The sequence below is a fragment of the Gemmatimonadaceae bacterium genome, assembly GCA_019637445.1.
GTDB lineage: Bacteria > Gemmatimonadota > Gemmatimonadetes > Gemmatimonadales > Gemmatimonadaceae > Pseudogemmatithrix.
The window spans coordinates 1,711,287-1,732,300 of sequence record JAHBVS010000001.1 but is presented as its reverse complement, the minus strand read 5'-3'; the positions used below and the strand labels follow the sequence as shown (position 1 = coordinate 1,732,300).

Genomic DNA, 21,014 nt, shown 5'->3' with positions numbered 1-21,014 from the left:
GAAATCTAATGGGCGACGTCCGGAGGGGGACGCCGCCCAGTGGGCCGCCGTGCGTGTCGGCAGGTGGCGCCTTGCCCGCGCCGCCCCGCCTCGGCTAGTCCAGCGCCGCCAGCCGGTCGTGCATCGCCGCCGCGTTGGCCGGCCGCTGGGCGGGCTGCTTGGCGAGCAGGTCGGCGACCAGCTGGTCCAAGGCCCCCGGCACCTCGGGATTGAGCGAGCGCACGTGCGGCGGGATGTCCTCCAGCAGCTGGGCGACAAGCTGGTAGGGCGTCTCGGCCTTGAACGGCGCACGCCCGGTGAGGCACTCGAAGAGCACGCAGCCGGCAGCGTACAGGTCGGCGCGATGGTCCACGCCCTCGCCCAGCACCTGCTCCGGCGCCATGTACTCCGGCGTGCCGACAATCGCCCCCTGCATCGTCACGCCGCTCTCCTGCGGCTGCGACGCCATCCGCGCGATGCCAAAGTCCATCACCTTGAGCACGCCGTCCGGCTCGACGACCATGTTCGCCGGCTTGATGTCGCGATGGATGATGCCCTGCTCGTGGGCCACCTCCAGCGCGCGCGCCAACTGCTTGCCCACCGACAACGTCACCGCCACGGGAAGCTTGCCGCGCGTCTTGATCAGCTCGCGCAGTGACTTGCCGTCGACGTACTCCATCGTGATGAAGTACTGGCCGTTGGTCTCACCGAGATCGTGCGTGCGCACCACGTTGCGGTGCGAGATACGCCGGGCGAGCCGGATCTCGGACTTGAAGCGCTCCAGCGCCGCCGGTTCCTGCTTGAGGAAGTCCTCCTTGAGCGTCTTGATGGCGATGACCTCGCCCAGCTCGCGGTCCACGGCCTTGAACACCGTGCCCATCCCGCCCTGGCCGAGCATCTCCTTCACTTCGTAGCGATTGGCGAACAGGCCGCCCGGCTTGATGCCCTGCTCGGCGATCTGCCGCCCGACGGTGCCGCTCATAGACGGCATCTGCACCGTCTTGGCCTCGTTGGACGCCGAGCTCAGGAACTCCACCAGCTGCTGCTTCTCGCGCAGGTCGGCGAGCAGCCGGCGGAAGGCGGCGGCCAGGGCGCCAATCTCGTCGGGCGAGTTGGCGGTGATCTCGGCGTTGTAGTCGCCGTCGCTGGCGCGGCGGGTGGCGTCGGCGAGCTTGGCCACCGGCCGCGTGACCCAGCCGGCCACCAGCCAGGAGAACAGGCCGGCAAAGGCGAGGGCAATCAGCCCCGAGTAGAGGATTGTGCGCTGCAGCGCGCGGAAGACAGCGAACTCAGCGTCGCGATCGCGGAGTAGCGCGAATCCGCCGAGCGGCGTGCCGCCGGCGGACCGGAGCACGCCGCCGAGGGCCACGTACTCGTTGGCACCGATCGTCACGGTGGTTGTGGACTGCGACTCTTCCGCCTCGGCGACCGCGCGCAGGTCGGAGAGCGCGGCGCGGCTGAGTGCGCGTCGCTCCAGCGTCGCGCCGTTTGCGATGGGGTTGTCTTCCATGTCCAACGCGTAGAAGACGACCTCGAGCTGGTCGAATGCGGCTTGGCGCACCTGCGTCGCGAAGGCGTCGTCGAGGTAGCGCACGACCATCAGCGCGCCGTAGACCCGCTGGTCGAGGATCGGCACGACGGCCAGCTGCATCAGCAGGGTGTCGTCGTCGATGCCGAATGCGGTGACCGGGTCGCCCTCGAGCGCGCCGCCGATGGCCGGCGAATTGGCGAGCGAGACAAGCGGGGCGTCGGGCTCGTCGCTCTTGGCGAGCCGCGTCCCATCGCGGTCCACGAGCTGGGCCCAGTCGGACTGGGTGACGTCCACCGCGACCATCGCCTGGTCTATGGCCGTAGCCGTATCGCGGTCCGCGACGATGGCGCGCAACCCGGCATTGCTGGCCACGCTCTCCGCCGACCGCACGAGGCCCTCGCTGCGCCCATCCAACTGCGCCAGCAACCCCGTGCGCGCCGAACTCACCACGCGCTGCACCGACGCATCCGCCGCCGAGCTCGCCGAGCGGGACGTGAACGCGAGCGTCGTCGCCAACACCAGCGCGAGGACCGCGCTGGTGCCGAGGAAGATCTTCAGGGTGAGGCTGAGTCCGCGTGAGGCCACGGAGGGGGGCTGAGGCTAGCTGAAGCTAGTACCGGTCGCGGCCGGTCTTGTCGTACTCTCGCCCAAACTTGTTCTTGTGCTGCGCGAAGCGGAACCCGCGCGCATCGATCGTGAGGTCGTTTCCACCCAGTCCGCCGGCGGCGACCGTGACCTCACGCTCGAACTCGGCGGCTCGCTCGTGCCAGACGTGCAGCGTGTAGCTCCCCGCCGGCACGTTGGCGATGCGGAACGAACCGTTCTCCTGCGCCATCGCAAACCACGGCGACGGCACGACCACCACGAACGCCGTCATCCGCGGATGGATGTTGCAGTACACGGGGAACGCGCCCGCGCGGCGGAAGTGCGCATCCTTGGACTGCCCCGCCGGATACAAGCCGAGGTCAAAGACTGCGCCCGGCGTCGTCGAGAAGATGTTGTGGCGGAACGGGTCCTGATTCGGGAAGTCCACGCGGCTGCCCGGCGTCACGATGCGCACCCGTGGCATGAAGCTGCGTTCCTTCATCGCGATGTCAACGCGCTGCGGCGAGGTCCGCGCACTCGCGGGATCCTGCGGCACGAGGTAAATCACCGTATTGGCGATGTCGGTCGTTTCCTCGCCGGGACGCTCCGTGATCGTGATTCGCCCGCTCACCGCTCCTTGGGCGGACGCGGACGCGCCCATCCCGGCCAGCAACGCCGCCATCACGGCGATGCGTCCCAGCGGACGTGTGCGCTTTGAGTCCCGATACCGTGCGTGCATCACGCCAAGGGTACCCCTATGCGGAAGCTCCGGTCAAGCAACTACGTCACAATTGCGCTGTGCGGCGCCCTGCTGCTCGGGCTTGGCGCGCCGACGGCCGAAGCGCAGACGCCGGAGCAGCGGCGCCTCGACTCGCTGACGATCCGCCTCGAGGACGCCGAGGCCTACATCAATATGTTGCGGCAGCAGCTGGCCACCGAAGCCGACGCCGGCGTGCGCACGCGCTCGCGCATCGGCCTCGAGTTCTCCGGCCGCGTGCTGATGCACGTCTTCCAGAACTCCAAGGAGACGAACAACGCGGACGTGCCGATGTACCGCAAGCAGGTGCCGGACGGCACGCCCAAGGGCGGCATGGGCATGACGGTGCGGCAGTCGCAGTTCGTCGGCGCCGTCACGGTGCACGATGTGTTCGGCGGCACCTTCCTCGGCGACATCGACGTGGACTTCTTCGGCGGACAGGTGCCGAGCCCAGGCGGCCGCACGTTCCCCTTGATGCGCATCCGTACGGCGCGCGCGATCCTCGAGTGGGAGAACTCGCAGCTGTTGATCGGCCAGGAGCAGCCGCTGGTATCGAACCTGAATCCGATCAGCATCGCCGCCATCGGCGCGCCGAACTTCAGCTACTCCGGCAACCTGTGGCTGTGGCTGCCGCAGATTCGCTATGGCTGGCACACGAACGGTGCCCTGCGATTCGGCGCGCAGGCCGCGGTGCTCGCCCCGACATCCGGCGAGCCGCAGACCCCGTACGAGACGGGCTTCGATGCCGCCGAACGGACGGGAATGCCCTTCGTGCAGTCACGTCTGTCAATGGGTTGGGGCGAGCAGGACGCCGGCGGTGAGTTCGGTGTCGGCTACCACATGGGTTCGATGCAGGACAGCGCGCAGACGAACCACCCGAGCAACGCCATCACGGTGGACTTCCTGGTCCCGCTGCCCCTGAACCTCGAGATCCGCGGCGAGGCCTTCGGTGGCCAGATGCTGCACGGACTCGGCGGCGGTGGCATCGGGCAGAACTTCGGCGTGGACTCGATCACGCCGGTGCGCAGCGTGGGCGGCTGGGTGCAGATCAACCACCGCCTCTCGCAGCGCCTGCTCTGGGGCATCGGCTACGGCTTCGACGACCCGAACGACGATGACCTGCCGGCGGTGAACGTGAAGTTCAAGAACGTGACGCAGGAGGCGCACGTCCATTGGCGTCCGGCGGGCCCGCTGCTCTTCGGCCTTGAGTACCGCAGCGTCAAGACTTCATATGATGCGAGTAACTACGGCAACACGCATATCAATCTTGCGTTTGGGTTTGAGTTCTAGGACTTAACTGCAACGGCAATTCACCACGGAGACACGGAGAACTACAGCGCACGCGATGTGTTCCGAGTCTTCTTCCAGCCGATTTCAAAGGGGGCTCGGCGGACAGATCTGTCCGCCGAGCCCCCTTTGAAGTTGCAGTGAGGAGCATACCCCGAGACTGGAACCGCGTCCCGACAACCTCCGTGTCTCCGTGTCTCCGTGGTAAACGGCAGTTATCGAACTGAGCCTCGGGCCGAAGCAATGACAAGCCGCACTGGAATCCCCCCGTTGCTGGTCTTCAACGCCTCGGTGAACCGCAGCCCCGTGTGACCCTCGAGCGCCCGGTCCGCCGAGAGCAGGGCCACGCGCCAGCCGGCGCCGCGCGCGCGGACGACTTGGCCGAGTCGCGAGTAGAGATCGCGCAGCGGAGCCTTTTCGCCCACACGCAGCCCGTATGGCGGATTCGAGACGAGCAGGCCCCGCTCGGTCGGCAGCTCAAGGTCAGAGAGCGCGCGGCGCGTGAAACGCACATCGTCAGCCACGCCCGCGCGGACAGCGTTTGACTCGGCGGCGGTGATCGCGCCTTCGTCGCGGTCGCTACCCTCAATTGGCGCCGGCGCGCGCGGCAGGATCCGCGACTCGGCCTCGGCGCGTTCGCTCAGCCACACGGACGCATCGCCTTCGGGCCACGCCTCGGCCGCGAACGGACGCCCAAGGCCGGGCGCGATTCGCCGCGCCAGCATCGCCGCCTCGATTGGCAGCGTGCCCGATCCACAGAATGGATCGACCAAGGCCTGCGACGCGTCGTAGCGCGCCCCCGCGAGCATTGCAGCGGCCAGTGTCTCGCGAAGCGGCGCACGCGCCACCGCCTGTCGGTAGCCGCGCCGATGCAGTAGCGGCCCTGAACTATCCGCGCTGATCGTGCAGCGGTCGTGCTCGAAGCGCACAAGGAATCGCTGCGACACTGTCTGCGCCGCGGCCTCGGCAGGCGGCGCATCCATCTCGACCGGAAGCACCGACTCCGCATCGCCGTCATCGTCCACGCCTTCGGATGCACGCGCGCCCTTCACCCCTCGCGTGATGGCGTCGGCAACACGCTCGGCGATCGCGTCCGTGTGGTAGAGCCGCGACTTGCGCGCCGTCACGCGGAGGTCAAATGCCGCGCCCTCAGGCAGCATCCGTGCCCACTCCACCTTGCGCGCCGCGCGCTCGAGCTCGTGAAAGGCCGTCGCCTTGAATGCGGCCAAGCGCACCACGATGCGCGAGGCCAGCCGCGTGTTGAGATTCGCGCGTGCGAGGCCGCCCAGATCGCAGCGAAAGGCCACACCACCCGGATTGGCCTCGGCGTCGACGAATCCAAGCGCCTGTAGTTCGGCGGCCAGCAACGACTCGAGGCCCGGAGCGACAATCGCCCAGGCCTCGTAGGTCAGCGTCTTGGAAGCAGCGGGTCTCGGCACCCCGCAAATCTATGCCGCCGCGACCTCGCCACCGGCCGCTGCCGCGCGCCTCCGACTATCGCGCCAGCGCCAGCCCATCAGCACGAGATAGATAAGGATGTAGATCGCCGGCTCACGGATATCGAGCTTCACCGCCATCCAGAAGTGCACCAGTCCGAGTGCGGCCACCACATACACCAGGCGATGCAGCTTGCGCCACGACTTGCCGAGCCGCGCAATCATCTTCTTGGTGCTGGTCAGTGCCAGCGGGAGCATCAGCAACAACGCCGTCATGCCAATCGTGATGAACGGCCGCTTCAGCAGGTCCTCCACCACCGTGTCCCAGCCCACGAGGTCATCGATGATCAACTGCACGTCGATGATGGCCCAGACCGAGAGATGCAGCACGCCGTACGTGAAGGCGTAGAGTCCAAGTGTGCGGCGATGCTTGGCGAGCCAGTTCCAGTGCGTCACCCGCCGCAGCGGCGTGATGGCCAGCGTGAGCAAGAGGAAGCGCAGCGTCCACTCCCCATATGCGTGCTCGGCGGCCTTGATCGGATCCGAGCCCAGGAAGCGCGTGCCGCGCGCGAAGTCGGAGTAGATCGCCCAGGCGAACCACAGCGCGGGAACGGCGGCCGCGACAATCAGCAGCGCGCCAAAGCCACGCGGTTGGCGCTCAATCCCGCCGAGTGCGGCCATCGCTGGCTAGTAGTTGCGGCGGAGATCCATCCCCGCGTACAGCGACGCCACCTGATCGGCGTAGCCGTTGAACATCAGCGTGGGCCGGCGGCGGAACTCGCCGATGCGGCGCTCTGTGGCCTGGCTCCAGCGCGGATGGTCGACCTCGGGATTCACGTTGGCGTAGAAGCCGTACTCGCTGGCGATCGCCTTCATCCAGGCCGAGCGCGGCATCTCTTCCACGAAGCGCATCCGCACGATGCTCTTGATGCCCTTGAAGCCATACTTCCACGGCACGACGAGACGCAGCGGTGCGCCATTCTGGTTCGGCAGGTTGCGTCCGTACACGCCCGTGGCAAGCAGCGTGAGCGGGTGCCGCGCTTCATCGAGGCGCAGGCCTTCCTTGTACGGCCAGTCGAGGATTGGATAGCGCTGACCCGGCATCTGCGCCGGATCCATCAGTGTCGTGAACTCCACGAACTTCGCGGACGCCCGCGGCTGCGCGCGATCGATCACGTCCTTGAGTGGAATCCCGCGCCACGGGATCACCATCGACCAGGCCTCGACGCAGCGCATCCGATAGATGCGGTCCTCCATCTTGGACGGCTTGAGGAAGTCCTCGAGCGCGTAGTCGCCAGGCTTCTCGCAGAGTCCGTCCACCTTCACGGTCCAGGGGCGGGCGCGGAAGGCCTGCGCGTTGGCCGCCGGATCTTCCTTGCCAGTCCCGAACTCGTAGAAGTTGTTGTAGCCCGTAACGTCCGCGAAGGGCGTGGGCTCGTCGTTGGGTTGCAGTCCGTACGGCGTGCCCAACGAGCCCTGGCCCTGCTGGCCCGCCTGGCGGGCGTCGAGACCGCCTGTGCCGGCCGCCGGCGGCATGGGTTCGCCATCCGCGCTGAGCACCTTGGCACCCGCAAGCCCGACCCCGACGACGCCGGCGGCCACGAGAAACTTGCGACGATTCAAGTACGCCGATTCCGGCGTCATCTCGCTGGAAGTAATCTTGGGATCGGCCATACTAGAATGTAGGCAGGGAGCCGAAGTGAGGTTCCCGAGTGGCTTGCCTCGCAGGACCCCCACCTCCACACAGGCTCCCCATGGCTGCCCAGCCGCAGAGCTACAGGACCCACGCCCGCTGGTTCCCGATGTACCACTTCTTCGCCAGCCCCGTCACGGGCCTGTACGCGCTGCACTCGCTGCTCTACCTCACGCAGCACTTCAGCTGGTGGCATCTCGCCGAGTCGCTGTTTGCCTGCGCGCTCTTCGCCGGCGTGCTGTCGTCGCGGATCATGGCGGTCACGGTGCAAAACCGACTGGTCCGCCTCGAGATGCGACTGCGCCTGAAGGAAGTCCTGCCCGCTGCGATGCACGCACGCATCCCCGAGCTTCGCGTGAAGCAGCTGATCGCGCTCCGCTTCGCGTCGGATGCCGAGCTGCCGGGACTGGTCGAGCGCACGCTGAAGGGCGAGTTCGCCACGCACCGCGACATCAAGCGCGCCATCACGGACTGGCAGCCGGACTACCTGCGCGTCTGACGCGCATCCACGCTCAACCCAACAGGCTCTTGTGCCAGGTGTCAGCCGCGCGCGCCTCGAAGCGTGCGCGGTAGTCGCCCACGTTTGTGACGGTGAGGTCGAACACCGACGTCTCCGCGCCGACGTCGCCGTCCTGCGCCATCACAGCGAAGTCGGCTCGCGCCACGCAGTGGACCATTCCACCGGCGTCGCGGAAGTGCACGAGCCCGCCACCAACCATCGTGGTGCCAATCCCCTTCTCCACGTCCTGCAGCACCCGGAACAACCCGTCGATCGAACAGCCCGACGCGTCGGAAGCGCGTTCGTCCACACCGATCACGAGAAAGTGTTCGTCGCGGAACTCACGGGCGCAGACCAAGGGATTCCCGTGCGCCTTCCACTGCTTGAGGTAGCGGTCCACGGCGCTGAGCAGGCGCGGGCCGTCCACGTCATCGAGCGGCGCGCGGGCGCCGAAGACCCAGCAGCGGGCGTCGTCGGGGAGGGAGGAGAATTCGGTCAGGGGCATGGCTGCAATCTATCGCCGCGTGCGGGCCTGCCCGGTTCAGGCATCCTCGGGGCGGCCGAACAATAGCTGCACGAAGGGGCGGTCCTCAGCCGTCGTCACCACGTACACGTGGTCGCCAGCCGCGAGCGAGGTGTGGCCCTTGGGCACGATGATGTTCTCGCCGCGCAAGACCAGGGTTACCGCGCTGTTGGCTGGAAACGGGATCTCGCTCAGAGGCACTCCAGTCACGTCCAAGGCATCATCGACGAAGAAGCTCACCAGCTGGCCGTTCAGCCTCTGCGTCGAGGAAATCTCGAGGACCGCTGGCGGTGCGGGCGGGTCGTCGCCCTCAAGCCGCAGGCGGCGCAGGGCTATCGGGACCGTTCCGCCCGTGATGAGCACACTCACCACCACGACGAAGAACACGATGTCGAACAACCGCTCGCCTTCGGGCATCCCGTTCAGCACGGGATAGGTGGCAAGGATGATCGGCACCGCGCCGCGCAAGCCGCCCCAGCCGATGAACAACTGCTCGTTCCACGGAAACCTGAACGGCAGCAGGGAGACGCCGACGGCCACGGGTCGCGCGACGAACATCAACACCAAGGCGAGCGCGAGGCCGATCGGCGCGACGTCCACCAGCCGGGAGGGAAACACGAGCAGCCCGAGCAGCAGGAACATCCCAATCTGGCTGAGCCAAGCCAGCGCGTCGTGTACGCGACTAACGCTGGCTCGGTAGGGAAGATCGGCGTTCCCCACCACCAGGGCCGCGACATACGCCGCAAGGAATCCACTGCCGCCCAGCAAGGTTGTGATGCCAAAGGCCAGAAATGCCGTGGCCACCGTGAGCGCGGGATACAGTCCACTCGCGCGCAGGTGCACGCGCGAGAGGACAAGCACGCCGAGCTGGCCACCAATCCATCCGCCCACGGCGCCGACCAGGAGCTGCAGCACGACTTGGCCAACGAGCGCGCCCCACGCTGGTGCCTGCGACGGCGCCGTGATGGCGGTCGTCAGCGAAAGCGTCAGCAGTACGGCCAGCGGATCGTTGAGGCCGGACTCCAGCTCGAGTGTTGCCCCGAGACGGCGTTTGAGGGCGAGTCCGCTGCCGCGCAGGACGCTGAACACGGCGGCGGCGTCCGTGGACGAGACGATGGCGCCGACGAGCAACGCTGCCAGCAGCGGCATGCCCATCAGGTGCGCTGCGAGTCCCACCACTCCAGCGGTGACGACGATGCCTAGCGTGGCGAGGACGACTGCCGGGCCCCAGTACTGCCGGACGGCCCGCAGTGGCGTGTTGAGCCCGCCGTCAAAGAGGATGAGTACCAGCGCAATCGTGCCCGCCCGGAAGGCCAGCGCGTAGTCGTCGAACGCGATGCCGAGCACGCCCTCGGAACCAGCCAGCATGCCGACCAGCAGGAAGACCAAGGCGGCCGGAATGCCGGTGTACTCGCTCGCGCGACTGGAGACCACGCTGGCGCCAAGCAGCAGCCCCAGCAGGGCAAGCACGAGGGCCGTCGCGTTGGGTTCCGGCAGCATCGCTGCAATATGGACGCGCGCAGCGCCGGCGCGCGCCGGGCGCGGTCAGAGCAGACCGAGCTCGAACCGCAAGGCGCTCGACAGCGTCGGATGCTCAAATGCGAACCCTGCCCGCGTGAGCACGGTCGGCTGCGCTCGCTGACTCGCCAGGATCGTCCCACGGGCCATCTCGCCGAAGACGGCTCCAAGCGCGAACTCCGGCACCGGGATCAACGCCGGCCGGCCCAGCACCCGCGCCAGTGTCGAGGTGAAAGTCGCATTCGTGGCCGCTTCTGGCGCCACAAGGTTCACCGGTCCCGACAGTGAGTCGTGCATCAACGCAAACTGCACCGCGCCCACCCAGTCCTCGCGGCTGATCCAACTCATCCACTGCTTGCCGCTGCCGAGCTTGCCGCCTACGCCGGCCTGGAACGGCAGCAACATCTTGCCCAGCGCGCCACCGCCGGGGTTCAGCACCACGCCAGTGCGCAGGAACACGGTGCGGATGCCCGCGTCCCGCGCCCGTGCCGCCGCGGCCTCCCACTCCCGCCCAACGCCCGCGAGGAAGTCGTCGCCGAACGCGCTCGACTCGTCCAGCACTTCGTCCCCGCGGTCACCGTACACACCAACCGCGGATGCGCTGAGCAGCACCGATGGCCGCGGTGAGGCCTTGGCCATAGCCTCGGCGATCAAGCGCGTGCCCTGCACCCGACTCTCGCGAATCGCACGCCGCCGCTCCGGTGTCCAGCGCTCGGCGATACTCGCCCCGGCCAGATGAATCACGGCGTCCACACCGTCGAGCGCACGCGGGTCCAGTTCGCCGCGCGCCGGATCCCAAAGGAAATCGCTATCCGCCCTGCGACCGATGCGCCGCACCTCGTGTCCGCCGGTCGTGAGGAAGGGCACGAGCGCATCGCCGAGAAACCCGCTGGCCCCGGTGATCGCGATTCGCAGCGGCCCGCGCGACGCGAACGCGGCGTGGCGCTCAAGGTCCATTCGCGTGAGCGCGTGCCGCCAACGCAGCAACCGCTCGAGCCGATCGCGCGTGAAGTGACCGGCCACGATCTCTCCGAAGGGCGGCGCCGGCAGCGCAAACTCAATCCGGTCGTCCAGCACGCTCGTGCCATCCGGTTGCGCGTCCATCAGATGCCGATGCTGCCAGCGCGCGAACGGGCCTGATCGCTGCACATCGCTGAACTCGCGCCCGGCGACGTAGCCGACGTGCTCGACCTCCCAGGTCGTGCTCAGCGGACCAACCGGCACTGACAGCGTCACACGCGAGCCGTCCTCAATGCCGCCCGTTCGCGAGCGCACGGTCGCCGGCATGAACGCTGGCGTGAGCCGCTCGAAGGCGCCCGGCCGCTCGTGCCAGGCAAACAAGTCGGCCGCCGACACCGGCATCGCCGAACGCAGCTGCACTGCAGTGCCGCCATCCGGCGACGCCGCGACTACCACTCCTGTGTGTCCACCACCTTCCACAGATACCACGACGCCACCGTGCGATAGGGCGCCCAACGGGCACCGATCTTGGCCAGTCGTTCCGGTGTGGGATGTTTGCGCAGCCCGTACAGCCGCTTCACCGCCGTCTGCACGCCGAGGTCCAGCGTCGGCAATACATCGGGCCGTCCCAACCGGAACATCAAGAACATCTGCGCGGTCCACTCGCCCACCCCGCGCACCTTCGTCAAAACTTCGATCGCTTCTGCATCGTCGAGCCGCTCAATATCAGCCAGCGGCACACGGCCCTCGCGCACGTCGGAGGCGAGCCCGCGCAGATACTCCGCCTTGCGGTCCGACAACCCGACACCACGCAACGCACGATGTTTCGTCGCCAACACCTCGTCGGGCGACGGCTCGCGGCCGCCAAAGAGCGCGAGATAGCGCCCGTGGATCGTCGCCGCGGCCTTGCCGCTGAGTTGCTGGTACACAATGGAACGCGAGACGTGGGAAAAATGTGTCCCAGTGCGGCTGCGGCTCAGCGTGCAGGGACCGGAGCGGCGAATCCAGTCGCCGAGCACGGGATCGACGTCCGTGAGATGCGCGATGGCGCGCGCGTGGCGTGGCGGCATTGCCCGAAGTTACCTTCGTCCTCGCCATGGCCACCATCCTCTACGTGGACGACGAGCCCGCCGTCGGCACGCTCCTCGACCACGCCATCCGACGCGCCGGACACGAGGCCGTCGGCGCGACATCGGTGGCCGAGGCGCTCCAGGTCATCGCACGTGGTGGGGTGGACCTTATCCTCTCCGACCACCAGATGCCGGGCCTCACCGGCCTCGACCTGCTCGACGTGCTGCAGCAGGACGGCTACGACATCCCGCTGATCATCCTCACGGGCTACGCGAGCATCGAGCAGGCGGTCTCGGCCATCAAGAAGGGCGCGCTCGACTACATCACCAAGCCGGTAGACGCGCAGCAGCTGGAGCTGGCCATCGACCAGGCACTGGCCGTCGTCAAGCTCCAGCGCGAGAACGCCACGCTGCGCGAGGAGGTCAGCGCGCTCCGGCAGCGTCACGCCATCGTAGGAGAGAGCCCGAGCATCCAGCGCGCACTCAACGAAGTCGCGATGGCTGCGCCCACCCGCGCGTCGGTGTTGCTGCTGGGCGAGAGCGGCACGGGCAAGGAACTCTTCGCGCGCGCCATCCACGAGCAAAGCGATCGCCGCAGCCGTCCGTTCATCCAGATCAACTGCGCGGCGATGCCCGAGAACCTGATCGAGAGCGCGCTGTTCGGGCACGAGAAGGGCGCCTTCACGGGCGCCATCAAGCGCGTGGAGGGCGCCTTCGAACGCGCGCACCACGGCACGCTGCTGCTCGACGAGATCTCCGAGATGCGCCTCGACCTGCAGGCCAAGCTGTTGCGCGTGCTGCAGGAGATGGAGTTCGAACGCGTCGGCGGCACCGCCAAGGTGCGTGTGGACGTGCGGATCATTGCGACCAGCAATCGCGACCTCGCGGTGGAAGCCGCCGAGGGACGGTTTCGGCAGGACCTGTTCTTCCGTCTCAGTGTCATTCCCATCCAGATCCCGCCGCTGCGCGATCGCGCCGATGACATCCCACGCCTCGCCACGCGCTTCGCGATGCACGCAGCCGAGGAGTATCAGCGCCCCGTCACCGGCATCGCGCAGGACGCGATGGACTGGCTGCGCGCGCAGCCCTGGCCCGGGAACGTCCGCGAACTGCAGCACACGGTGGAGCGAGCAGTAATTCTTGCGCACGAGCCGATACTGCCCTTGCACCGCTTCCTCGGCGGCGCCCGCGCGACACCGGCCGTCTCGATGCCGCGCGTGGAAATGGACGATGGTGCGGTGGTCCTCCACTCGCTGCGCATTGCCGACGCCGAGGACGCGCTGATCCAGACAGCCCTGGCCCGCACCGAGGGAAACCGCACGCACGCTGCCGAACTGCTCGGCATCTCGCTGCGGACCCTTCGGAGCCGGCTCAACGCACCCAGCAAGTAGCGGAAATTCATTCCGCTGCGGCCGCGGCATTTCTTGCCGATAGGCAAGCTTGACCGAGCTAGCGCGAGACAGACGGATTTGTAAGTTGTTGTCTGTCAACGTGTTAAAGCTGACGCTGCGGCGGCACGATTCCTGACTAGGCCTAGGACGGAAACCTCACCCCGTCCGAACGCCTCAATGCCGACTGCTACCGCACCCTCTCGGGCCTCGCGCGCCATCGATGCGCGGAACGAACTCGTCCAGGCCCACGTCGGCCTCGTGCATTTCCTGGCCCGCCGACTTCATAGTTCGCTCGCGGACGAGGCGGAGCTCGATGAACTCGTCAGCGCCGGTCTCGTGGGCCTTATGCGCGCGGCGGAGTCGTTCGACCGCAGCCGTGGGCTCGCCTTCACGACCTACGCCACCCCGCGCGTGCGCGGCGCGATGCTCGATGAACTGCGTCGCCTCGATCGCGTCCCCCGCAGCGTGCGTGCGCGTGCCCGGCAGATGCAGGCGGTGCACAACATGCTGGCCCACCGACTCGGCCGCCAACCCGATAGCGAGGAGATGGCAGCAGCGCTCGGCGTCGACGTGGAGACCTACTTCGGGTGGGAAGACGATGTGCGCGGCGGCACTATGCTCACGCTCGACGACCACGGCAGTGAGGCATCCAGCGCCGGCTCGGCGCTGCGCGATCGCATCCCGGTTCCTGATTTCGACCTCGACGTCGAACTCGACCGCGAAATCGAACGCGAGCGCGTGCGCGATGCGCTGGAGTCGCTGAGCGTCGACGAGCAGCGCGTGCTGGCGCTTTCGTACTTCGAGGAACTCACGCTGCAGGAGATCGCGCCCCTGCTCGGCATCACGGAGTCCGGTGCCAGCCGGATGCGCACACGCGCGCTGCGCCGCCTCCGCGAAGCGCTTGGCGCCCGCCTGGCCGCATAACGCGTCGACCGGCAGCTCCAGCTCGGCAGTATTCGCCGCCCGGCAACAATTGCCGGGCGGCGCTGTTTTGCAAGTGCTTACAGCATAATGTCTTAGCGAGAACTAAAGCGGGACCGCTGAATGCCGATATGGAGACTCGAGACAGTATCCGAGCCCCGTATCCGCACTCGACTCCCGCTCCTCGCCATCGCGGCCATCAGTGGCCTCGTACTCGCGCCCGCCTCGGCACACGCCCAAGGCAACGCGCAGCACACGGTGCGCGTGAACGCCCGCGTCGAGATTCCGACGCTGCTACTGATGAAGCCCGTCACGGCGGCGGTCGCCAGTTGGGAAGGCTCGAGCTACACCGAGTATCAGATCCGTGTGCAGGTCGCCACGAACGCACACTGGGAACTGTTCGCCGAGAGCCTGCCCGAAGGCGTGACCCTGCTCGCAGAGGACGGCTATTACCGGGACGGCGCTGGTGTCGTCTCCGAGCGCGGTGCGCCGACCAACTGGAGCGAGCGGCTGGTGCGCGTGCGGGTCGCCTACGGCGCGCCCGACAGCTGGGAGATGCAGCTGCGATTGTCGCTACGCGAGGCCAGGTAGCGAGAGCACCAAATCCGCGTGCGTGTCGGAGACGCGCTCGCAGCGCAGGGCCCCGCCTTCGCTGGTCGCCGCGCGCGACAGTGCCTCGAACTCCGCGGAAGCTGAAATCACCTCCGCCGAGTTCTGCGCCGTCACCGTCACCTCGGCACTGGCAGCCGGCGCCGCGAAGGTGACGAAATATTCGCCCTTGGCCGTGCCCGCGCCCGCCGCCAACAGCAACAACACGCCGAAGCGCAGGTGATCCGCCGCCCAGAGATTCACCGGCGGGACATCGCCGGCCTCTTCCGTCAGCGTGATCGTCCAGTTCCGCGCGACCGCGTGATGGGCCAGCACGTCCACCGTTCCTTGCAGCACGTCGCCCAACCGCACCGGCTCGCGTGAAGGGGCACGCCGCACGGTCATCGCGCGGAACTTGAGCATCAGCGCGCGGAGCCGCGCGACCTCATCGCGCAGCTGCGTCAGCGCCTCGTCGGCTTCCATCAGGTCGTTCTCCTGCAACTGCACGATGCCACCCAGCGCCGCGATCCGGTTGTTTGCCGTGTGGACCAGGCCGTGTAGCAGTTCGTCGTGCACGTTGGCCCAGTCCTCGGCGCGCACGGCCGACTGCAGCGGAAACTCGGAGATGCTCACGCGACCTCCGAGTCGGCACGCCCGTTCTCCGTCGCACGGCGCACAATGCCCGCCGCGTCCGGCCCGCCGACGAACAGCCACTCGGTATTGGTCAGGTGTCCGACCTCACCAACCAGCACACCCTTGAGGTCGTGGATACCGATCTTGGCCCCGACGTAGCGCGCCGATGGCACCGCGAGCGCCGCGACCTCGCCGCAGCGCTCGGCCAGCAGGTCGCGAATCGCCTCGACCGTGAAGAAGCCCTCATCGGAGAACGACAGCACGACGTGTCGCGCGCGCAGGCCAAGCACGACCTCGCGCAGCGCCTGCCAAGCCTCGCCGCGCAGGTTGAACGCCGAGCGCGTGGTCCGCGCGTCGGCGCGCTTCCGGGCGATGCCATAGGTCGACGGCTCGTCACCGCGGACCAGGGTCTCCCAGACGTGGTAGTTCCGGTAGTAACTGTGCTGGTTGTACGGCGGATCGAGGTAGGCCACATCGTAAGTGTCGACACCTCGAATCGCCTCCCGAGCGTCGGCACGCATCGCGCGACCGGGCCCCTCGATCAATTGCGGCACACGCAGCGTGAGCGGGCTGTGGCTGCGCGCCGACCACTGCTTGAGGTAAGCCATCTGGATGCCGGTGGTCGAATCCACGCGGTCCGCCGCTTCAAGCAACGCCGTGAGCAGGATGGCGCGCGTGCCGGCGTTCACCTGCATCGCCTCGATGCGCGCGCGGATGGCATCGACGCGCATCCCGTTCTGCGGCTGCAGGTAGCGCGCCTCCTCGCAGAAGGTGCGCGTGAAGTAGCCGCGCTGGCCCGGCAGTGCATTCAGTTCGGCGATCATTCCCGCGAGCGCCAATTCGTCCACCGCCGCCGCGTCGGTGGCGATGTAGGTGGTCGCCAGCAGCTCGGAGTAGCTGGCCAGGTCATTGGCCGTGACGAAGTACCCGGCGCGCTTGAGGCCCTGCGCCACGCGCGTCGTCCCCGTGAAGAGGTCGAGCACCGTGTGCGCGCGGGGAATGGCCTGCACCAGCCGCAGGATCTGCGGCACCAGCCGGCGCTTGGACCCGATGTACTTGATCACGCAGCCAAGCTAGGGTGGCGGACCGCCGCCAGCCAGCACAGCCAGTAGATTCTCCAGTGGCCCGAGCCCTGCGACGGCCTGCGCGCTCACCCGCGCACCCCGCATCACCCCTTTTTGCTTCTCGGAGCACGCATGCGGATCACCAAAGTGGGCGTCGTCGGAGCCGGCGCGATGGGAGCGGGTATCGCCGCCCTCGCCGCCTCCGCAGGACTCCCTGTCGTCCTGCTCGACATCCCCGGGCACGACGACCCCCAGCACCCGGACCGTTCCAGACCCGCACGCGACGGACTCGAACGCGCCCGCAAGGCCAAGCCCGCCGCGTTCATGGACGCGAAGGCTGCCGCCCGCATCATCACGGGCAACACGGCCGACCACCTCGAACTCCTCGCCGACTGCAGCTGGGTCTGCGAGGCCATCATCGAGAAACCCGCGCCCAAGCAGGAGCTCTTTGCCAAGCTCGAGCGCATCGCGCCCAACGCGGTGGTCACCAGCAACACCTCGGGCATCCCGATGAACATCCTGCTCGAGGGACGCAGCGCGAAGTTCCGACAGCAGTTCCTCGGCACGCACTATTTCAATCCGCCGCGCTACATGCACCTGCTCGAGCTCATCCCGACGCCGGAGACGGCGCCGGCAGTGCTCGACGGCGTGCGTCACTTCCAGGAACGCATCCTCGGCAAGGGCATCGTGCTCGCCAAGGACGTGCCCGGCTTCGTGGCCAACCGACTCGGCGTGCATGGGATGGTCGTCGCCGGTCGATTGATGATGAAGCACGATCTCACGATTCCCGAGGTCGACACTCTCACGGGCGCGCTGATTGGCCGCGCGAAGACCGCCACGTTCCGCACCGGTGACCTCTCCGGCCTCGACGTGCTCGTGCACGTCACCGCCGGTCTCTCGCAGACCACGGGCGAGGACCTCGCGCTGGTGCCCTTCGTCCACGAGCTCGTGAAGCAGGGCCGGCTCGGCGACAAGACCAAGCAGGGCTTCTATAAGAAGGACGGCAAGAGCATCCTCGCGCTCGACTGGAAGACGCTCGAGTACCGGGACATGGGCCGCTTCTCCACGCCCGAGATCGACAAGGCCACCAAGCTGCCGCTCGACAAGCGACTCGCCGCCGCACGCGATCTTCCCGGCAAGTACGGCGACTTCCTGCGCGAGCTGCTGGTGGAGCAGTTCCTCTACGCCTGCTCGCTCGCGCCGTCGCTGTCGTACTCGATTGCCGCCGTGGACCGCGCGATGGAGTGGGGCTACGGCTGGGAGATCGGCCCCTTCAAGGCGATGGATGCCGTGGGACTCGACTGGCTGCGCAAGGAGATGGGTGCCCGCGGCCACAGCGTGCCCGCGTTGCTCGACCGCGCCGGCGACGGCTTCTACGGCGACGACGACACCATTCTCGCCATCGATAGCGCTGCGCGCATCGAGACGCCGCCTGTGCCGGGACAGATCTCACTCGCCGCGCGCCGACGCGCCGGCAAGGTCGTGCGCGAGAACGCCGAGGCGCGGCTCGTGGATCTGGGCGATGGGGTGATGTGCCTTGAGTTCTGCGGCAAGATGAACACCTTAGGCCCCGGCGTGATGGACCTGACCGCCGAGTCGCTGGAGCTGGTGGCCAAGCACGGCAATGCGGGGCTGGTGATCGGGAACGACGACCCGCGCACATTCACTGCGGGCGCGAACCTCGCAGGTGTGGGCCAGCTCGTGCAGGCCGGTGATTGGAAGACGCTTGAGGTCATCACCAGGCGCTTCCAAGACACGGTGATGTCGTTCCGCTTCGCGCCGTTTCCTGTCGTGGCCGCACCCTTCGGCCTCACGCTCGGCGGTGGCGCGGAGATCTCGCTGCACTGCGATCGCATCCAGGCGCACGCCGAGTTGTATATGGGACTCGTCGAAGTTGGTGTGGGATTGATCCCCGGCGGTGGCGGCACCAAGGAGCTCGCGTTCCGTTTCTCGAAGGCGCTGGAGGCCTTTGAGGAAGCCGACGCCTTCGAGGCACTCAAGCGCGCCTTCAAGCTCATCGCCCTCGCGCAGACCAGCACCAGCGCACACGAGGCCCGCGCGATGGGCTTCCTGCGCCCGCAGGCAGACCGCATCACGATGAACCGCGATGTGCTCATCGCCGACGCCAAGGCTCGGGTGATCGACCTCGCGCCCGACTACGTGGCGCCGCTCCCGAAGCGGATGACCGCACTCGGCCGCGCCGCCGTGGCCAACCTCGACTACGCGCTCTGGGCCTTCAAGGAAGCCGGCCAGGCCAGCGACCACGACCTGCGTATTGGCCACGAAGTCGCCGTCATCCTCGCCGGCGGCGACGGCCCCGCGCGCGAAGTCAGCGAACAGGACCTGCTCGACCTCGAGCGCGACGCCTTCCTCCGCCTCCTCGGCACCAAGGAGACGCAGGAGCGCATCGCGCACACACTGACCACCGGCAAGCCGCTGCGGAACTGAGCGGCTCACATCACGGAGAGACCAATGACGCAGGAAGTCGTGATCGTGAGCGCCGCCCGCAGCGCGGTGGCGCGTGGCAAGAAGGATGGCGCGCTCGCGAGCGTGCATCCCGTGGACCTTTCGGCGACTGTGATGAAGGCCGTCGCCGAGCGTGCCAAGCTCGACCCCAAGTTGATCGATGACGTGATCTGGGGCTGCGCGATGCCCGAGGCCGGCCAGGGTCTCAACGTCGCGCGCCTCGCCGTGCTGCGCGCGGGATTCCCCGTGGACGTCAGCGCGATGACCGTGAACCGATTCTGCTCCAGCGGCCTGCAGACCATCGCGCTTGGTGCGCAGGCGATCCTGAGCGGCATGAACGACATCATCCTCGCCGGCGGCGTGGAGATGATGAGCGCCGTGCCGATGAGCGGATTCCACACGCGGCTGCACCCGGAGCTCACCGAGGAGAACATCGGGATGGGCTTTACTGCCGAGCGGGTGGCGAAGCGCTGGGGCATCACGCGCGAGCAGCAGGACGAGTTCGCGATGCAGAGCCAGCAGAAGGCGGGCGCCGCCTGGCAGCGCGGCGACTTCGTGCACGAGATCGTGCCGATGCCGGTGGAGCGGGTGAAGTGGAACGGCGCCAAGAAGGAATCCGAGACGGTGATGTTCACCACCGACGAATTGGTGCGCCCCAAGACGACAATGGAGACGTTGGCGAAACTGCCACCGGCGTTCAAACCCGGTGGCACGGTGACGGCGGGCAACGCGTCGCCGCTGAGCGACGGCGCGGCTGGCGTGCTGATGATGACCGCCGCGAAGGCCAAGGCGCTGGGCCTCAGGCCCATGGCGCGCTTCGTGACTTTCGCAACAGCTGGCGTGGAGCCCGACGTGATGGGCATTGGCCCGGTGAAGGCGGTGCCGAAGGCGTTGGCCCGCGCTGGAGTGTCCCTCAAGGACGTGAAGCTGATCGAGTTCAATGAGGCCTTCGCCGCGCAGGCCTTGGCCGTGATCAAGGACCTGGAGATGGACACGTCGATCACGAACGTGAACGGCGGCGCGATCGCACTCGGCCACCCACTCGGCGCAACGGGCGCAAAGCTCACGGTGCAACTGCTGCACGAGGGGGCACGTCGCGGCGGCGGCCTCGGAATGGTGACGATGTGCATCGGCGGCGGGATGGGTGCGGCAGGCCTGTTCGAGGTGTACCCGGCCTGAATCTTGCACCTCCTTCATCAGTGACCGTGCGCACACTGCGCCCGCACCGGAACTCTCCACCCACACTCACGCGTTGGTGGCCACTATGAGCTCACAAATGCACCCCGACAGCGACGCCGGCCGCGCCACGGCCATGGCCCGCGCCGAGAAGCTGGACCGACTCGAACTCGAGATCCGCGCGCGCACGCCACGCCCTGGTGCGCGCATGCACGTCTCGCTGACCGCGGTCCCGATGGGTTCCTCGCCGCAAAGCCGCACACGCATTGCCGGCGCGCGCGATGACGTCCTGGACTTTGTCGCCGCGCTTTACGACGAGATCAAGGGAATGCTGCGGCCCGATGGCACGCTGCCGCTTTCCGTGCAGGCCATCGAGTCAGAGAGCACTGAGCACATCCAGTTGCTGCTCACTCGAGATCTTCTCGAGGGCTGACGAACGGCAACTGCTATTACCACGGAGACACAGAGACACGGAGAACAACAACTGCTTTGTAGTTCTCCGTGTCTCCGTGTCTCCGTGGTAAATTGCAGTTAGCCAAGCTTCCGCGACTCCGAAATCGCAATCAAGTTGCCTTCAGGGTCCTTGCAGAAGGAAACCCATATCTCGAAAGCCTCGGTCCGCCCGACCACGTGAGGCTTGTCCTCGAACGTCACGCCTCGAGATGAGAGCGAGGCATAGGCATCGTCAATCGACGCCACGTCGAAGTAGAGGATCGAGTTCTTGTGGTCCACCTCCGGCGATGACGGCTTGGTGAGCATCAGCCGAACGCCGCCCGCGTCGAAAAACGCCATCCCCGCCATCGCGAACTGCAGCGTCAGCCCCAGCCCATCTCTATAGAAGGGGACCGCGCGGTCCACATCGTGTTGAACCAGCGCGATCTGCTGGATTCTCCCCAGTCGAACGTCCATCCCTCACTCCGTTTGCGAGATGGCTGTA

20 protein-coding genes are annotated in these 21,014 nt (G+C 67.4%); 8 read left to right on the top strand and 12 right to left on the bottom strand.

The window, feature by feature from the left end; all coding sequences use genetic code 11:
- Positions 1-94 precede the first annotated feature (94 nt).
- Positions 95-2,095: a protein kinase gene (locus KF709_07805; GenBank protein ID MBX3174302.1), complete on the bottom strand. Its 2,001-nt coding sequence runs from the start codon at positions 2,093-2,095 to the stop codon at positions 95-97.
- A 25-nt stretch (positions 2,096-2,120) separates the two neighbouring features.
- On the bottom strand, positions 2,121-2,834 hold the full coding sequence (locus KF709_07800) for a hypothetical protein (protein ID MBX3174301.1): 714 nt from the start codon (positions 2,832-2,834) through the stop codon (positions 2,121-2,123).
- Positions 2,835-2,852: 18 nt separating this feature from the next.
- Between KF709_07800 and KF709_07795 the strand changes: the two genes are divergently transcribed.
- Positions 2,853-4,142 (top strand): hypothetical protein, encoded by a 1,290-nt coding sequence (locus tag KF709_07795; GenBank protein MBX3174300.1) that lies wholly within the window; start codon positions 2,853-2,855, stop codon positions 4,140-4,142.
- Positions 4,143-4,354: 212 nt separating this feature from the next.
- Here the strand turns inward: KF709_07795 and KF709_07790 are convergent, their stop codons facing one another.
- The 3 genes from KF709_07790 to msrP are packed head-to-tail and all read right to left on the bottom strand — an operon-like array spanning position 4,355 to position 7,249.
- Positions 4,355-5,578, bottom strand: a complete 1,224-nt coding sequence (locus KF709_07790) for a hypothetical protein (protein MBX3174299.1) — start codon at positions 5,576-5,578, stop codon at positions 4,355-4,357.
- Positions 5,579-5,587: 9 nt separating this feature from the next.
- Positions 5,588-6,256, bottom strand: a complete 669-nt coding sequence (locus tag KF709_07785; protein ID MBX3174298.1) for a sulfoxide reductase heme-binding subunit YedZ — start codon at positions 6,254-6,256, stop codon at positions 5,588-5,590.
- 6 nt (positions 6,257-6,262) lie between these two features.
- On the bottom strand, positions 6,263-7,249 hold the full coding sequence (msrP, locus tag KF709_07780; protein ID MBX3174297.1) for a protein-methionine-sulfoxide reductase catalytic subunit MsrP: 987 nt from the start codon (positions 7,247-7,249) through the stop codon (positions 6,263-6,265).
- Positions 7,250-7,329: 80 nt separating this feature from the next.
- Between msrP and KF709_07775 the strand changes: the two genes are divergently transcribed.
- Entirely contained in the window at positions 7,330-7,767 is a 438-nt protein-coding gene (locus KF709_07775; GenBank protein MBX3174296.1) for a hypothetical protein, read from the top strand.
- Between the two features lie 13 nt (positions 7,768-7,780).
- On the opposite strand, the gene KF709_07770 is transcribed toward KF709_07775, so the two are convergent.
- Genes KF709_07770 through KF709_07755 form a run of 4 tightly spaced genes read right to left on the bottom strand, consistent with a single transcriptional unit; the run spans position 7,781 to position 11,838 of the window.
- Positions 7,781-8,272: a hypothetical protein gene (locus KF709_07770; GenBank protein MBX3174295.1), complete on the bottom strand. Its 492-nt coding sequence runs from the start codon at positions 8,270-8,272 to the stop codon at positions 7,781-7,783.
- A gap of 36 nt (positions 8,273-8,308) precedes the next feature.
- Entirely contained in the window at positions 8,309-9,790 is a 1,482-nt protein-coding gene (locus KF709_07765) for a potassium/proton antiporter (GenBank protein ID MBX3174294.1), read from the bottom strand.
- A gap of 45 nt (positions 9,791-9,835) precedes the next feature.
- A complete protein-coding gene (locus tag KF709_07760; protein MBX3174293.1) occupies positions 9,836-11,188 on the bottom strand; it encodes a TIGR01777 family oxidoreductase in 1,353 nt (450 codons plus the stop codon).
- Between the two features lie 29 nt (positions 11,189-11,217).
- Positions 11,218-11,838, bottom strand: a complete 621-nt coding sequence (locus KF709_07755) for a DNA-3-methyladenine glycosylase 2 family protein (GenBank protein ID MBX3174292.1) — start codon at positions 11,836-11,838, stop codon at positions 11,218-11,220.
- 26 nt (positions 11,839-11,864) lie between these two features.
- Here KF709_07755 and KF709_07750 point away from each other — a divergent pair, with 26 nt between their 5' ends.
- The 3 genes from KF709_07750 to KF709_07740 all read left to right on the top strand — a co-directional run bounded on the left by KF709_07750 (position 11,865) and on the right by KF709_07740 (position 14,741).
- On the top strand, positions 11,865-13,229 hold the full coding sequence (locus tag KF709_07750) for a sigma-54-dependent Fis family transcriptional regulator (GenBank protein ID MBX3174291.1): 1,365 nt from the start codon (positions 11,865-11,867) through the stop codon (positions 13,227-13,229).
- 177 nt (positions 13,230-13,406) lie between these two features.
- On the top strand, positions 13,407-14,153 hold the full coding sequence (locus KF709_07745) for a FliA/WhiG family RNA polymerase sigma factor (protein ID MBX3174290.1): 747 nt from the start codon (positions 13,407-13,409) through the stop codon (positions 14,151-14,153).
- Between the two features lie 120 nt (positions 14,154-14,273).
- Positions 14,274-14,741 (top strand): hypothetical protein, encoded by a 468-nt coding sequence (locus KF709_07740; GenBank protein ID MBX3174289.1) that lies wholly within the window; start codon positions 14,274-14,276, stop codon positions 14,739-14,741.
- Here the strand turns inward: KF709_07740 and KF709_07735 are convergent.
- Both KF709_07735 and KF709_07730 read right to left on the bottom strand, forming a co-directional pair.
- Positions 14,724-15,371, bottom strand: a complete 648-nt coding sequence (locus tag KF709_07735) for a HAMP domain-containing histidine kinase (protein MBX3174288.1) — start codon at positions 15,369-15,371, stop codon at positions 14,724-14,726. The genes KF709_07740 and KF709_07735 overlap by 18 nt on opposite strands.
- Positions 15,368-16,435, bottom strand: coding sequence for a DNA adenine methylase (locus KF709_07730; GenBank protein MBX3174287.1), 1,068 nt, complete (start codon positions 16,433-16,435; stop codon positions 15,368-15,370). The genes KF709_07735 and KF709_07730 overlap by 4 nt, the downstream gene beginning before the upstream one ends.
- 132 nt (positions 16,436-16,567) lie before the next feature.
- Between KF709_07730 and KF709_07725 the strand changes: the two genes are divergently transcribed.
- The 3 genes from KF709_07725 to KF709_07715 all read left to right on the top strand — a co-directional run bounded on the left by KF709_07725 (position 16,568) and on the right by KF709_07715 (position 20,510).
- Positions 16,568-18,883: an enoyl-CoA hydratase/isomerase family protein gene (locus KF709_07725; protein ID MBX3174286.1), complete on the top strand. Its 2,316-nt coding sequence runs from the start codon at positions 16,568-16,570 to the stop codon at positions 18,881-18,883.
- Positions 18,884-18,907: 24 nt separating this feature from the next.
- Positions 18,908-20,080 (top strand): thiolase family protein, encoded by a 1,173-nt coding sequence (locus KF709_07720; GenBank protein MBX3174285.1) that lies wholly within the window; start codon positions 18,908-18,910, stop codon positions 20,078-20,080.
- 97 nt (positions 20,081-20,177) lie between these two features.
- Entirely contained in the window at positions 20,178-20,510 is a 333-nt protein-coding gene (locus tag KF709_07715) for a hypothetical protein (protein ID MBX3174284.1), read from the top strand.
- Positions 20,511-20,608: 98 nt separating this feature from the next.
- Here the strand turns inward: KF709_07715 and KF709_07710 are convergent, their stop codons facing one another.
- Positions 20,609-20,986, bottom strand: a complete 378-nt coding sequence (locus tag KF709_07710) for a VOC family protein (GenBank protein ID MBX3174283.1) — start codon at positions 20,984-20,986, stop codon at positions 20,609-20,611.
- Positions 20,987-21,014 lie beyond the last annotated feature (28 nt).